At 74.2% G+C, this 14038-nt stretch carries 11 protein-coding genes, 1 other RNA gene and 1 pseudogene; 4 read left to right on the plus strand and 9 right to left on the minus strand.

The features are described from left to right. Positions 1–91: 91 nt before the first annotated feature. Complete coding sequence (locus tag A8W25_RS09210; RefSeq protein ID WP_067158519.1) at positions 92–949, plus strand: PhzF family phenazine biosynthesis protein; 858 nt, start codon at positions 92–94, stop codon at positions 947–949. 7 nt (positions 950–956) lie between these two features. On the opposite strand, the gene A8W25_RS09215 is transcribed toward A8W25_RS09210, so the two are convergent. The 4 genes from A8W25_RS09215 to A8W25_RS09230 form a co-directional block, all read right to left on the minus strand. Beyond that, complete coding sequence (locus tag A8W25_RS09215) at positions 957–1280, minus strand: hypothetical protein (protein WP_067158517.1); 324 nt, start codon at positions 1278–1280, stop codon at positions 957–959. Positions 1281–1403: 123 nt separating this feature from the next. After that, an RNA gene (gene rnpB, locus A8W25_RS09220) (RNase P RNA component class A) lies at positions 1404–1813 on the minus strand. 68 nt (positions 1814–1881) lie between these two features. Then, positions 1882–3315 carry an RNB domain-containing ribonuclease gene (locus A8W25_RS09225; RefSeq protein WP_067158515.1) on the minus strand — a complete coding sequence of 478 codons (1434 nt, stop codon included), beginning with the start codon at positions 3313–3315 and terminating at the stop codon, positions 1882–1884. A gap of 510 nt (positions 3316–3825) precedes the next feature. After that, positions 3826–4590, minus strand: coding sequence for an SDR family oxidoreductase (locus tag A8W25_RS09230; protein WP_067158513.1), 765 nt, complete (start codon positions 4588–4590; stop codon positions 3826–3828). A 127-nt stretch (positions 4591–4717) separates the two neighbouring features. On the opposite strand from A8W25_RS09230, the gene A8W25_RS09235 reads away from it, so the two are divergent. Together A8W25_RS09235 and A8W25_RS09240 are read left to right on the plus strand one after the other, a co-directional pair. Further along, positions 4718–6010 (plus strand): multidrug effflux MFS transporter, encoded by a 1293-nt coding sequence (locus tag A8W25_RS09235; protein WP_067158511.1) that lies wholly within the window; start codon positions 4718–4720, stop codon positions 6008–6010. Between the two features lie 41 nt (positions 6011–6051). Next, positions 6052–7041 carry a small ribosomal subunit Rsm22 family protein gene (locus A8W25_RS09240; protein ID WP_067158509.1) on the plus strand — a complete coding sequence of 330 codons (990 nt, stop codon included), beginning with the start codon at positions 6052–6054 and terminating at the stop codon, positions 7039–7041. Between the two features lie 519 nt (positions 7042–7560). Here the strand turns inward: A8W25_RS09240 and A8W25_RS09245 are convergent. From A8W25_RS09245 to A8W25_RS09265, 5 genes and pseudogenes are all read right to left on the minus strand, one after another. Further along, complete coding sequence (locus tag A8W25_RS09245; RefSeq protein ID WP_067158521.1) at positions 7561–7956, minus strand: hypothetical protein; 396 nt, start codon at positions 7954–7956, stop codon at positions 7561–7563. Positions 7957–7997: 41 nt separating this feature from the next. Then, positions 7998–9800 (minus strand): hypothetical protein, encoded by a 1803-nt coding sequence (locus A8W25_RS09250; protein ID WP_234386357.1) that lies wholly within the window; start codon positions 9798–9800, stop codon positions 7998–8000. A 240-nt stretch (positions 9801–10040) separates the two neighbouring features. Continuing rightward, the gene (locus tag A8W25_RS09255) at positions 10041–10796 is read right to left on the minus strand and encodes a polysaccharide deacetylase family protein (protein ID WP_067160888.1); all 756 of its coding nucleotides are present in this window, start codon (positions 10794–10796) and stop codon (positions 10041–10043) included. A gap of 98 nt (positions 10797–10894) precedes the next feature. Next, on the minus strand, positions 10895–12151 hold the full coding sequence (locus A8W25_RS09260; protein WP_067160891.1) for a glycosyltransferase: 1257 nt from the start codon (positions 12149–12151) through the stop codon (positions 10895–10897). A 160-nt stretch (positions 12152–12311) separates the two neighbouring features. After that, positions 12312–13193 (minus strand): annotated as a pseudogene (locus tag A8W25_RS09265) (GNAT family N-acetyltransferase); the annotation flags it as partial. Between the two features lie 20 nt (positions 13194–13213). Between A8W25_RS09265 and A8W25_RS09270 the strand changes: the two are divergent. Next, positions 13214–13939 (plus strand): amino acid ABC transporter ATP-binding protein, encoded by a 726-nt coding sequence (locus tag A8W25_RS09270; RefSeq protein WP_067158525.1) that lies wholly within the window; start codon positions 13214–13216, stop codon positions 13937–13939. The last annotated feature ends 99 nt before the right edge of the window (positions 13940–14038 follow it).

Below are 14038 nucleotides of genomic sequence, written 5' to 3' on the forward strand. Positions count from 1 at the left end.
GGAACTGCGCGACCGGCCACCCACCGGCCCGCGGACAGAACACGCCCCCGCCAAGCGGAATGCCGCACCGCCGAGCGGAGTTGTCAGCGACATGACCAACGTACTTCGCTACACCGCGTTCTCCACCGACCCCTCCGGAGGCAACCCCGCGGGGGTCGTCCTCGACGCGGCCGGGCTCGATCACGACGCCATGCTCGCGATCGCCGCCGAGCTGGGCTACAGCGAGACCGCGTTCCTGACCGAGCCCCCCGAGGGCCTCGGCGAGAAGGGGCGCGCGTTCACGATCCGGTACTTCAGCCCCCAGGCCGAGGTGCCGTTCTGCGGCCACGCCACCGTGGCGACGGCCGTGGCGCTGGCCGATCGGATCGGCCCGGGCGACCTGGCCTTCGCGACATCCGTCGGCACGGTCCCGGTGACCGTGGCGGAGGAGGACGGCGTGCTGCGGGCCACGCTCACCAGCGTCGAGCCGCACAGCGAGGAGATCGCGCCCGAGGACCTCGCCGAGGCGCTGGCCGCGCTCGGCTGGCCCGCCGCCGACCTGGACCCGGCCGTGCCGCCGCGCATCGCGTACGCGGGCGCCCGCCACCTGGTCCTCGGCGCCGCCACCCGCGAGCGCCTGGCGGACCTGGACTACGACTTCGACCGGCTCGCGGCGCTGATGCGGCGACTCGACCTGACAACGGTTCAGCTGGCCTGGCGCGAGTCCGACACGGTCTTCCACGTCCGCGACCCGTTCCCGGTCGGCGGGGTCGTCGAGGACCCGGCGACGGGCGCGGCCGGGGCGGCCTTCGGCGCGTACGTACGTGAACTCGGCCTGGTCCCCGAGGAGTCGGTCCTCACGCTCCACCAGGGCGAGGACATGGGCCGCCCGGGCGTGCTGACGGTGACGCTGCGGGCGGGCGACCCGAGGGTGCGGGTCGGGGGCGCGGGAACGCGTATCCCGGAATAGCCGCTGGTCAGGCCTGACCGGTCTCGAACCGGCTGACCTTCCCGTCCTCGATGCTGAAGCGCCAGGCGGTGCGCATCGCGCCCCAGGTGTCGTTGCGGTAGTCGGCGACGAGCGAGCGCCCGCCGTCCCCCTCCGACTCGACGTCCATATGACCGCCGCTGGAGAAGATCTCCCGCTCGGTCCAGTCGGCGACGTCCCGGTCGGACCCGTCGTCGGACATGGTCGCGCCGGGGGCGAGCGCCGCCTGGAAGGCGGAGCGGTCGCCGGCGTTGAGTGCGGTGACGAAGGCGCGGACGGTCGGGTCGCTGAGCTGCTCGACGGGTACGGCCATGGAGGGCTCCTTCACGGGGAGGGGAGGGGATGCCGGGCCCCGGCCACGCGGGCAGGCCCGTCTTCCCTCAGCTCACCCCATCCCCAGCGCTCCCGCCACCGGTCGGGGCGTAGGGGGGAGGGGCAGACGAGTCGGGCTGTACGCCGGGTTCTGTCACCCGGTCGCCTCGCGGCGGCCGGGGAGACGGCCATCCATCTAGGACCGGTGTTGCCACCGGCCTCGTGCGGTCTACCCGCGGACTCGGGCGGGCAGCCCTCGAACGTCCGCGCAGGAGCCGTTCTCTTACGAGAGCCGCTCCCTCTTGACCTTGCTCCGGGTGGGGTTTACCTAGCCGCCTGAGTCACCCCAGGCGCTGGTGGTCTCTTACACCACCGTTTCACCCTTACCGAGGACCGAGGTCCCCGGCGGTCTGTTCTCTGTGGCACTGTCCCGCGGGTCACCCCGGGTGGGCGTTACCCACCACCCTGCCCTGTGGAGCCCGGACGTTCCTCGGGAGGATCCGAGGATCCCCACGCGGCCGCCCGCCCGGCTCGTCTGCCGTGCTGACCATGCTACCTGGCGGGCGGGGCGGCTCCGACGAACTCGGCGGTGCGCGCCTGCCTCAGGCCGGGGCGAACTCGACCTTCGCCGTGCCCGGATCGGCCTGGGTGAGGCGGACTCGTAGGCGCTCGCCCAGGGGGAGGGGGGCGGTGCCCTTGACGGGGGCCACCACGGCCGGGTCGGTCAAGTGGACCGTGCCTTCGGCCGGTTCGTCGTCCTTGAGGTCGACGACCGTCGCGTCGAAGACGTCGCCGACGCGGTCCTTGAGGAGGGCCGCCTCCACGAGGTCGACGCACTCGCGCTCGACCGTGTTGGCCCTGCGGGTGCCCTCGGCCATCTCCTTCGGGAGGGCGTCGAGCGCGGCCAGCACCCAGTCGGGGATGTCGGCGGCCGCCACCGCCGCGAGGCAGAGCTCGGCGGCGTAGCGGTCGACGAGGCGGCGCAGGGGGGCCGTGCAGTGGGTGTACTCGTCGGCGACCGCGGCGTGGACCGCCGGGTGGGGGATGTCGCCGCCGGTGAACACGGTGTACCCGGCCCCGCGCAGCAGCGTCGTGCACTCCTGGAGGAACGCGGCGTGGTGCGGGTCGCGCGGGTCGAGGGAGCGGATGACCTGGGCGTACGGGACGTGGTGCGGCCAGTCGACGCCCAGTGCCTGGGCGGAGCGGCGCAGCCGGGCGACGGCGCCGTCCGGTGCGCTGGGGAGGGTGCGCAGGATGCCGGTGCCGTACGCCAGCATCAGGTCGGCGGCGGCGATGCCGGTGAGCAGGGAGATCTGGGCGTTCCAGCCGTCGGCGGGGAGGGGGGCGCGGTATTCGAGCCCGTACCGGCCGTCGCGCTCGACGATCTCCTGCTCGGGGACGTTGAGGGAGATGCCGCCCCGGGCCACCTCTTGCTGTTCGCGCAGGCGCCCGATGTCCTGGAGGAGGGCGAGGGAGGGCTCGGCCGTACCGGCGTCGATCTGCCGCTGCACCCCGTCGTAGTCGAGCTTGGCGCGGCTGCGGACGAGGGCGCGCTCGATGTGGGTGGCGGTGGTGGCGCCGTCGGCGTCCAGGTCGATGGTCCACAGGACGGCGGGGCGTACGCGGCCGGGCAGGAGGCTGGCGGCATCCTCGGAGAGTACGGGCGGGTGGAGCGGGACGCGCTCGTCGGGGAAGTAGAGCGTGTTCACCCGGCGGTGGGCCTCGGTGTCGACGGGGCCGCCGGGGACGACGAAGGCGGCGACGTCGGCGATGGCGTAGTGCACGCGGTACCCGCCGTCGCGGCGGGCCAGGTGCATGGCCTGGTCCAGGTCCATGGAGGTGGGCGGGTCGATGGTGAAGAAGGGCAGGTCGGTGGCGTCGCGGACGGGCAGCCGGGGGTTGCCCGCGGCCCGGTCCGCCTCGGCGAGGACGTCCGGGGGGAAGCCCTCGGGGACGTCGAGGGTGGTGCGGAGGTCGCGCAGGGCGGCCCTCAGCGGGTCGGCTGCGCCGGTCATACGGAGGTGACGGCGGGGCATGCCCCGAGCGTAGGCCGGGGCGCCGGCCTCGGCCCCTTTTCGCGGCTGCGCGGCGGCCCCCTGCCTGCCCGCGGGCCGACTGCGGCTGGTCGCGCCGTTCCCCGCGCCCTTATTTGGCCCGGAGTTCGGCTGCGGCTGAGTGGGGGCTGGTCGCGCCGTTCCCCGCGCCCCTAGGAGGACGGGGTGCGGCCGGCCCGTGCAGTTCAGCCGTCCGGCTGCGCCCCGGGCCCTGATGTACGGCTGCGGGTCGGTGGGGGCTGGTCGCGCCGTTCCCCGCGCCCCTGAAGGCCTCGGCCATCCGCGGGCCGGTGGAGGGTTGCTCGCGCCGTTCCCCGCGCCCCTGAAGGGCTGTGGCTGAGCTGGGTTCTCCGGCTGCGGCGGACTACCCAGGGGCGCGGGGAACTGCGCGACCAGCCCCCACCGGCCCGCAGAGCAATACGGCCAGCGGCGCAGCCGGTCCCACCGGCCCGCGGGCAGAACACGGTCGGGGCGCGGCCGGCCCCGGGGGGCTCAGCCCCGCCCGATGTACGGCATCGCCGTAGCCATCACCGTCGCGAACTGCACGTTCGCCTCCAGTGGCAGCTCCGCCATGTGCAGCACCGTCCGGGCCACATCCGCCGCGTCCATCACCGGCTCCACCGCCAGCTCGCCGTTCGCCTGCGGCACGCCCGTGGTCATCCGGGCCGTCATCTCGGTCGCCGCGTTGCCGATGTCGATCTGGCCGACGGCGATCCGGTACGGGCGGCCGTCCAGGGAGAGCGCCTTGGTCAGGCCCGTCATCGCGTGCTTGGTCGCCGTGTACGCCACCGAGTTCGGCCGCGGCACATGCGCCGAGATCGAGCCGTTGTTGATGATCCGGCCGCCCTGCGGGTCCTGCTCCTTCATCTGCCGGAACGCCGCCTGGGCGCACAGGAACGCCCCGTTGAGGTTGGTGTCCACGACATGGCGCCACGCCTCGTACGCCAGGTCCTCCACCGCGACCCCGCCGGGGCCGAACGTGCCCGCGTTGTTGAAGAGCAGGTCGAGCCGCCCGTACCGGTCCCGTACCGCCGCGAAGAGGGCCGCCACCTCGTCCGGCGACGTCACGTCCGTACGGACGGGGAGGACGTCGGCGTCCGGGCCCGCCAGGGCCGCGGTCTCCTCCAGAGGTTCCGGGCGGCGGCCCGCCAGGGCGACCGACCAGCCCGCCGCGGCCAGGGTGAGCGCCACGGAGCGGCCGATGCCGGAGCCGGCGCCGGTGACGACGGCGGTCTTGCGCGCTGCGGATGCGTTCATGGCCCGGAGCGTACGGGAGCCGCCCGGGGCCCGACCGGAGCCGTCCGGGATGTGGGCCCGGGCCGCACCCCGGTCCTGAGCACCCCCGAAGGGCTGAGAGCATGGATGCTTGAAACTACAACGGTCCATGCGGCCGGAAGCGGGAGAAGCACCCATGGCGGAGAGCAGCCGGACCGCACCGGCCCCGATACCGGCCGCGGCCCCCGTCGCCGCCCGCCGCGCCGGACTGCTGGTCACGCTGGTCCTCGGCGGGCTCACCGCGCTCCCGCCGCTCTCCATGGACATGTACCTGCCCGCGCTGCCCGAGGTCACCGGCGCGCTCCACGCGCCCGCCGCCACCGTCCAGCTCACGCTCACCGCGTGTCTGGCGGGCATGGCGCTCGGCCAGCTCGTCGTCGGGCCGATGAGCGACAAGTGGGGACGCCGCAGGCCGCTCCTGGTCGGCATGGTCGTGTACGTGGTCGCCACCGCCGTCTGCGCCTTCGCGCCCGACGCCGGACTGCTCATCGCCTTCCGCCTGCTCCAGGGCCTGGCGGGCGCGGCGGGCATAGTGATCGCCCGCGCGGTGGTGCGCGATCTGTACGACGGCGTGGAGATGGCCCGGTTCTTCTCCACCCTGATGCTGATCTCCGGCGCCGCCCCGGTCGTCGCGCCGCTGATCGGCGGCCAGGTGCTGCGGCTGACCGACTGGCGCGGGGTGTTCGTGGTGCTCACCGCCGTCGGACTGCTGCTCACCCTGTTCGTGTGGCGCTGCCTGGGCGAGACGCTGCCGCCCGGGCGACGACACGAGGGCGGGGTCGGCGAGGCCCTGCGCACCATGGGCTCGCTGCTCCGGGACCGCGTCTTCACCGGCTATGTCCTGGCCGGTGGACTCGCCTTCGCCGCGCTCTTCTCGTACATCTCGGCCTCCCCGTTCGTGATCCAGGAGATCTACGGGGCCTCGCCGCAGACCTTCTCGCTCCTGTTCGGGCTCAACTCGGTCGGTCTGGTCGCCGCCGGGCAGATCAACGGGAAGCTGCTGGTGGGCCGGGTCAGCCTCGACAAGGTGCTGGTGTGCTCGCTGAGCACGGTGGTGCTCGCGGCGGTGGCGCTCCTTGTCATGACGTCCGGCGTCTTCGGCGACCCGGGCCTCGCGCCGGTCGCGGCCGGGCTGTTCGTGCTGATGTCCGCGATGGGCATGGCCACGCCCAACACCACGGCCCAGGCCCTGATGCGCACCCCGCACGCGGCGGGCTCCGCGTCCGCGCTGCTCGGCACGTCGTCGTTCCTGATCGGGGCGGTCGCCTCCCCGCTGGTGGGCATCGCGGGGGAGGGGACGGCCGTCCCCATGGCGGTGGTGCAGCTCGCCTCCGGCGTGGCCGCGCTGCTCTGCTTCCTGCTGCTGTGCCGGCCCTGGCAGCGGCAGGAGACGGTGGCCTGAGCCGCGCCGCCCAGACCGCGCCGCGACCGTAGAATCCCCGGGTGAACGAGAACGTCCCCGTCCCGCAGACCCTGCGCTCCGCCCTCGCCGGGCTGCTCGACGGGCTGCCGCCGTCGCAGGCCGCGCGGGCCGTCGACCGGCTGATCGCCAACTACCGGGGCGCCACCCAGACCCACGCCCCGGTGCTGCGCGACCGCTCCGACGTGGCGGCGTACGCCGCGTACCGGATGCCCGCGACGTTCGAGGCGGTACGGTCCGCCCTCGCCGCCCTCCAGGACGCCGTCCCGGACTGGGCCCCGGCCACCCACACCGACGTCGGCGGCGGCACCGGCGCGGCGAGCTGGGCGGTCGCGGAGGCGTGGGACACCGCCACCACGGTCCTGGACTGGGCCGAGCCCGCACTCGCGATCGGCCGTGAACTCGCCGAGGCCTCCGGCATCGACGGCCTCGCCGCGATCCGCTGGGAGCGGGCCCGGATCGGCACGGCGCTGACCCTGCCGGAGAACGACCTCGTCACCGTCTCGTACGTACTGAACGAGCTGACCGTCGAGGACCGCCGGGCGCTCGTGGACGCCGCCGCGCGCGCCGCGACCGGCGCCGTGGTCATCGTCGAGCCGGGCACCCCCGACGGCTACGCGCGGATCATCGAGGCCCGCGACCGGCTGATCGCGGCCGGGTTCACCGTCGCCGCGCCCTGCCCGCACAGCGCCGCGTGCCCCATCGAGCCGGGCACGGACTGGTGCCACTTCTCCGCCCGGGTCAGCCGCTCGTCCCTGCACCGGCAGGTCAAGGGCGGGTCACTGGCGTACGAGGACGAGAAGTTCAGCTATGTGGCGGCTGTACGGGGGGCGGCCGAGCCCGCCGTGAACCGGGTCACGCGGCGGCCGCAGATCCGCAAGGGTCAGGTGCTGCTCGACCTGTGCACGGCGGAGGAGGTGCTGCGCCGCGAGACGGTCACGAAGCGGCACGGGGTGCTGTACCGGGCGGCCCGGGACGCGGAATGGGGCGACGCGTGGCCTCCGGCCGGGTAGCCCGGTCCTGGCCCGCGGGCCGGTGGGGGCTGGCCGCGCAGTTCCCCGCGCCCCTTTTGGCCCGGTCTTCACCTGCGGCCCGGTGGTGGGTTGCTCGCGCCGTTCCCCGCGCCCCTTTTGGCCCGGACTTTGTCTGCGGGCCGGTGGTGGGTTGCTCGCGCAGTTCCCCGCGCCCCTTTTCGGCCCGGACTTTGTCTGCGGGTCGGTGGGGGCTTGTCGCGCCGTTCCCCGCGGCCCTTGAACGGCCGGTTCTCGTCTGCGGGTCGTGGTCGCTTGCTCGCGCAGTTCCCCGCGCCCCTGGGCGGACCCGGGGACGCGGGGTGGCCGTTGGCCGAAGTTCTGGGGGGCTTCGGCTCGCGGGCTTGATCAGCCACGGCCACAGGCTTTCAGGGGCGCGGGGAACTGCGCGGCCAGCCACCCACCGGCCCGCAGGTGAAGTCCGGGCACAAAAGGGGCGCGGGGAACTGCGCGACAAGCCCCCACCGGCCCGCAGGTGAAGTCCGGGCAGCCCCAAACGTGTCACCGGCGTCTGGGCCGTTCCACGGCCCCCCGCGTCGCCGCCGGCAGCGGCAGGCCCGGGAACGCGGACGCCAGCGTCGCGAACGCGGCCAGGGCCGCCAGGAACGCGGTCGCCGAGAACCCCTCCACCAGGAACAGGCAGGTCGACACCAGCGCCCCCAGCGAGAGGCTGAGCGGCGCCGCGAGCGCCAGGGCCTCCAGGCGGGCGCCGGGGCGCAGCATGTCGGGCTGCGGGTAGAGCAGCGCGAAGCCGGGGCCGAAGGAGACGAACAGGAGCACCGGGATCCAGCGCGCCGGCGTGGCGTCCGGCAGCCGGGTCGCGGCCAGGGCCACCCAGCCGGAGAGCGCCAGGGCGACACGGATGCGGTTCTGGGCGAGGGCGAGGGCGAGGGTCACGGCGGCTTGCCTCCGGTCGGCGCGAAAAGGTCCCCTGCTCCTCAGGAGCGCGGGGGAGGCCGGTACTGCAGAACGGTTCCGTACGGGTTGCGGTCGACCACCCGGAACAGCGGCGACGCCGAGAGCTTGGCCGTCAGCTCCTCGAACCCTCCGGCGGGCAGCAGCCCCTCGCCCGCGGTGTAGACGTCCTGGGTGCGGGTGAGCAGCACGAACGCCGGTCTGCCGTCCTTGGGCAGGCCCGGCGCCAGAAAGCCGGCCGGGTCCTTCAGCATCCGGATGTTGTCCGGCAGCGCCTGCTCCACGAAGAACCAGTGCTCCAGCTGGTCGTAGCGGTGCAGCGCCATCGGGAAGGAGCCGGTGGCGGCGAGGATCAGCGAGTCGCGCGGAGCCCGGTCGATCACCCGGGTCACCAGGGCGGTCTCGGCGGGCGGGGTGTAGTACATCCGCTCCTTGCCGTAGTACGCGGGCAGGAACCCGGCGACCAGGGCGAGCAGCACGGCGGGCAGCGCCACCGCCGAGATCCGCCGCCGCACCGCGGGGGCGACGCCGAAGTACCCCGGCTCCCGGGCGGCGCCGGGCGCGGGCACCAGCGCGGCCGCGGCGAAGAACGCGGCGCCCGGCAGCCCGAACAGATAGACCCGGAAGAGCATTTCGCCGCCGTAGTCGTTGATCGCGAACATCGGTACGGGAGCGATCGAGACGAGCAGCAGCGGCAGGGCGCTCCTGAGCAGTTTGCGGCGGGTCAGTACGGCGAAGGCGGCGAGCGCGGCCACCACCAGGACCATCACGATGTCGGCCCGGCCCTGGAGCACCGGCCCGGGTCCGGTGAGCTCGCCCGCGTACCCGGCCCGCGAGTTGTTGAGGAGGTTGCCCGCGGACTCCTTGAGCGAGTCGAGGGTCTCCACGAACAGCGTGCGGCCCATCGTGAGGTCCCAGACCAGCATGATCAGGCCCGTGACGACGAGCAGGCCGGGGTTGCGGTAGCGACGGGTGAGGTTGAGCGCGAACAGGGAGACGCAGAGCATCACCGGCGTGAGCTGGTGGGTGAAGTTGATGGCGGCGATCAGCGGGGCGAGGATCACCACGCAGACCGCGCGCTGGCGGGCGGTGGTCGGGGGCGGCACGCTGGCGGCGGCCGGGTCGAGGTGGGCGCGCGAGCGCAGCTTCCCGGCCGAGCCCGGGCGCACGAAGTGGCGCAGCACCACGGCGAGTACGGACAAATGCAGGATCAGCGCGAGGCCCTGCGGCGAGAAGTAGTCCTGGCCCACCCAGTTGGCGACCTCGAAGATCCACACACCCGTCCACACCAGCCGCCAGTCCTCGGCGAAGGTGCGGTAGACCAGCACCAGGACCGGGATGAGGACCACGCCGTAGAAGAGGGCCGCCCAGTTCAGGTACGACTGGGTGGTCTCCACGCCGAAGGCGCGCACCAGGGCCGAGTTGAGGGTGAAGAAGCCGGGCCACTGGTCGTAGGCGGCCATGTTGCCCGACAGCGGGGTGTGGGGACGCAGCTCCTGGTTGACCAGGAGGTGGGTGACGACGGCGTCGTGCTTGGAGGCCCAGGGGTAGCGCACCGAGTCGTAGAGGATCGCGGTGGGCGCCTTGAGGGCGAAGAGCAGGGCGACGCTGTAGAGGCCGGGCCACCAGGGCGCGGTGCCGGCCCGGCGCAGACTGACGACGAACCCGGCGGTGAGGACGACGAGGGAGAGGAAGAAGGCGGCGGGCAACTGGTCGAGCAGGCCCCAGTCGCCCATGTGCCGGTAGTCGATGCGCGGCAGCGCGTACAGCCACAGGGCGCTCGCCAGGGCCAACGGCAGCCAGGTGAACAGGAGCTGAGGCTCCATCAGGTCCGCTGGGCCGCGTCCAGGGGCGCGCGGGGGTTTCCCCTCCTCGTTCGCGCCGCTTCCCGGTGGCAGCCCGCTGCTTCCGGTCGCCGGCGCGGGCACGTGTTGCTGCACAGTGCGACTCCCCCCACGGATGTGGTGTGCGGCCGTCACGCCGCCGTCCCCTGGCTGTCCCTTCAGCGAAGTATAGGAACCCGCTCCGCCTTTGTGACGCTGTCGTACGGGCCCGTCCCGGGCGGCTCACCCTGCGAAGACGGGCCCGCGCACGGCCGCCCTCGCCCTGCGGTAGAGCCGCCAGCCCACGGTCGCCGCCGAGTCCCGGTAGGGCGCGACACGGGCTCCTTCGCCTACCGTCCAGGCCTCGACGTCGGCGACGGTGTGGCCGCGCCGCACGATGAGGCGGGCGATGCGGTACGCGTCGTCGGTGTCCGAGCTCAGCGCGTGCCGCACCGCGACGGCCGTCCGGTACCCGGCGGCGCGGGCGGCCCGGCGCACGGCGCCGCTGTTGTAGCCGTGCGGATAGGCGAGATGGGCCACCTCGTGGCCGAGCGTGTCCTCCAGGGCGGCCTTGGAGTCGGCCAGTTCGCGCCGCAGGGCCCCGGCGGTGAGTGTGTCGAGCTGGGGGTGCGAGACCGTGTGGCCGCCGATCTCCATCCCGCACCGCTCCAGGAGCCTCGCCTGGTCCAGGGTCATCATCGGCGCGGGCGGCAGCAGGGACCGGCCGCCCGGGGCGAGCGCGCCGGTGGTGAGGTACGCGGTCGCGGGCAGCCCGCGTGCGGCGAGCGCGTCGGCGGTGGGGCCGGGCAGATCCGCGAACCCGTCGTCGAAGGTGAGCACGACGGGCCGCTCGGGCAGCGGCGCCCGCCCGGCGAAGTGGTCGGCGAGGGCGCCGATGGTGACCGGGGTGCGCCCACTGGCCGCGATCACGTCGAGGTGCGCGGCGAACTGCCGCGGCGAGACGGTGAATTCGGCGATCCAGGCGGGCGGGTCGTCCATGACGGCGTGGTAGAGCAGGACCGGGACGGGCGCGCGCGGGACACGGCCGGGGCGGCCGGCCGGGCCCCGGTCCGCCGGGCCCGTCGCCCGCTCCCCCGTCATCGCGCCGCCTCCCACGGCCGCCGCAGCCCGCGCACCCGGCGCCGGGCCCGCAGATAGCCGAGCGGGCCGTACAGCATGCCCCGGCGCTCCAGGCGGGACAGGCCCCGCGGCCACGGGTAGTCCTGGGCGCCGTGCCCGCCCGGCACCGACTGCTCGCCCGCGGCGCGGTGGGCGCTGATGGCGCGGGCGTGGGCCAGGCCGCGCGGCAGCCGGGCGAGGAGCGCGGGCAGCAGGGCGGGGCGGCGCACCAGGAGCGCGGTGAGATAGGCGGTGAGCCCGGCGCCGTACCCGTACGCCTGGTTCTCCAGGTCCTGCCAGGTCTCGCGGTGGTGGTGCCAGACCAGCGCCTCGGGCGTGTAGCCGAGCCGGTGCCCGGCGACGACCGTGCGCGCGAACGCGTACAGGTCGTCGCCGCCCCGGGCCGGGGTGCCGGTGCCGGTCGCCGGGTCGAAGCCGCCGACAGCGCGCAGGGCGGCGGCCCGGAAGGCCATGTTGGCGCCGGAGCCGAAGCGGCCCGCGGTGAACGGGAACAGCGGCTCGTCGGCCGGCGGCCGGGCCGGGTCGAAGCAGCGCGGCGCGAAGCCCTTGGTGAAGCCGCCGTGGCTCTCCAGGAGGATCTGCGCGGGCGTGTTCAGCCGGGCGGGCAGGATCAGCCCGGTGGTACAGCCGAGCCCCGGGTCGGCGGCGAAGGGCGCGGTGAGCGCGCTCAGCCAGCGCGGGTCGGCGACCACGTCGTCGTCGGTGAACGCCAGAATCGTTCCCTCGGCCACGGCGACGCCCCGGTTGTGCGCGGCGGCGAGCCCCGGCACGGGCTCGCGGACATAGCGCACGCCGTGCGCCGCGTAGCTCCCCTCGACCAGCTCGCGGGTCTGGGCGGTCACCGGGTTGTTGTCGACGACCACGATCTCGTAGTCGGGGTGGTCCTGGCGGAGCAGCGAGTCCAGCGCCCGGGCGAGCTGCCCGGCCCGCTCACGGGTGGCGACGACGACGGTGGCGCGCGCCGGCGGCAGCGGCGGCGCGGGCCGCCCGTCCGGCGGCAGATGGCCGGCGAGCTGCTTGCGGGCCGCCGCGGCCAGCACCTCGGCGGCGTCCTCACCGGGTCCGACCCGGCCGATCACCGTGCCGACCGGGCGGCCCCCGAGCCGGACCAGGACGTACACCTCGCCCTCCCCCAAGGGCGGCCCGCCGGGCGCGGGGGTCAGCGAGAGCACCCCGCCGTCGAGCCCGTCGAGGTCCAGCTCCCCGACGCCGATGCCCCCGTGGACGCCCTGCTCCCGGACCAGCCCCTCGGCCTCCGGCCGGAGGGACTCGCGCGCTCTGTGCGCGTGTGCTCTGTGCGCGTGTGCCGTACGACGTGACATGGGACTCCCCCGTGATCCTCCGGGTGGTTCGGGTGGTTCTGGCGGTGCGGGCCTAGCGCCCGCGCAGGCGGCCCGCCTGCTTCAGGGCGCGCCGGCCGAACGCGGCGAGCGCGGGCCGCTCCCGTACGAACCCGTGCGCGCGGCGGGACGGCTCGCGGCCCAGCCAGTGCAGTGCGGCCCCGGCCCCCGGCCGCACCGCGGCGCCCTCGTACACCGGGATCTCCCCGGTCTTCAGGGCGTCCTTGTACTCGGCGGCGCCCCGCCCCAGGTCGAGGACCCCGATCCCGGCCGCGGCCGCCGCGCGCGCCATCCGCAGATGCAGGACGAGGCCGGGCGAGTACTTGGCGAACTCCGGGTCGTAGGAGGGGAACCAGCACGAGAGCAGCGTGCGCGAGCGCAGCCCGAAGTGGGCGGCGACCGGGCGGTCCGCCGCATAGAGCACGGACAGGACGCCGGAGCAGCCGGGCGCATCCGTGTGCGCGAGGTAGCGCACCAGGGTGCTGATCCACTCCTGGGCGAACCGGTCGCGGCGGCCGGTGCGGCGGTACTGCGCGGACTTCCACTCCATCAGCTGCCGCAGCGCCGCCGGATCGCGCTCGTCGAAGACGAACCGCACCTCGCCCGCCTGCCGCCCGAGCCTGCGCTCCTTGGCGGCGGTGGTGCGGAAGAACTTGGGCGAGCGCTCGCGCAGCCCGCTCTCGTACGCCTCGTACCCCGCGCCGACGTCGACGACGAAGGAGGGGTACGAGGCGGCCGCGCCCGGGGTGAACAGCGTCTGCCCGGCCTCCAGGTTGTCGAACTCCCAGGCGGAGAGGGCGCAGGCGCGCAGCAGCTCCCGGGCGTCCGGCCCGGCTTCCGGCCCGGCGACGATCCCCTGGCAGTCGGAGACGCCGAACCCGATGGCCCGCCCCCGCCCGAACCGGCCCTTCTCGAAGGTCCCCGGACTCCCCCCTCATCACCTTCGACAACGTCACCAAGCGCTTCGGCTCCACCACGGTCCTCGACGACCTGTGCTTCTCGGTGCGGCCGGGCCGGCACGTCACGCTGATCGGCCCCTCCGGCTCCGGCAAGACCACGATCCTGCGGCTGCTGATGACCCTGGAGACACCCGACTCCGGGACGATCCAGGTCAATGGGGACCGGCTGTTTCCGGCCGCCGAGAGAGAGCGCCGCGAGGCCCGCAAGAAGATCGGGATGGTCTTCCAGCAGTTCAACCTCTTCCCCAACATGACCGTGCTCAGGAACCTCACCGAGGCGCCGGTCCGGGTGCTCGGCCTCTCGCCCGACGAGGCCGAGCAGCGGGCGAGGGACCTGCTGGACCTGGTGGGGCTCGCCGACCGCACCGACGCCAGGCCCTCCCAGCTCTCCGGCGGTCAGCAGCAGCGGGTGGCGATCGCGCGGGCCCTCGCGATGCGGCCCCAGGTGCTGCTTCTCGACGAGGTGACCTCCGCGCTCGACCCGGAGCTGGTGGCCGGAGTCCTCGACGTACTGCGGGACATCGCGACCACGACGGACATCACCATGCTGTGCGTCACCCACGAGATGAACTTCGCGCGCGATATCTCGGACGAGGTCATGATGTTCGATTCCGGGAAGGTCATCGAGTCGGGTCCGCCGGAAAAAATCTTCTCGGGGGCAGAGCACGAACGCACGCGCGAGTTCCTGGGCGCGGTGCTCTGACCTCAGCTTCCGGCCAGAGACCCTGCCTCTGGCATATGTCACGCGGATGCGCCCCAGCTTATGGGCCGGGGCGCATCATCAATCTCGTCAACACCCCCA

It is taken from the genome of Streptomyces sp. ERV7, assembly GCF_001653515.1.
GTDB lineage: Bacteria > Actinomycetota > Actinomycetes > Streptomycetales > Streptomycetaceae > Streptomyces.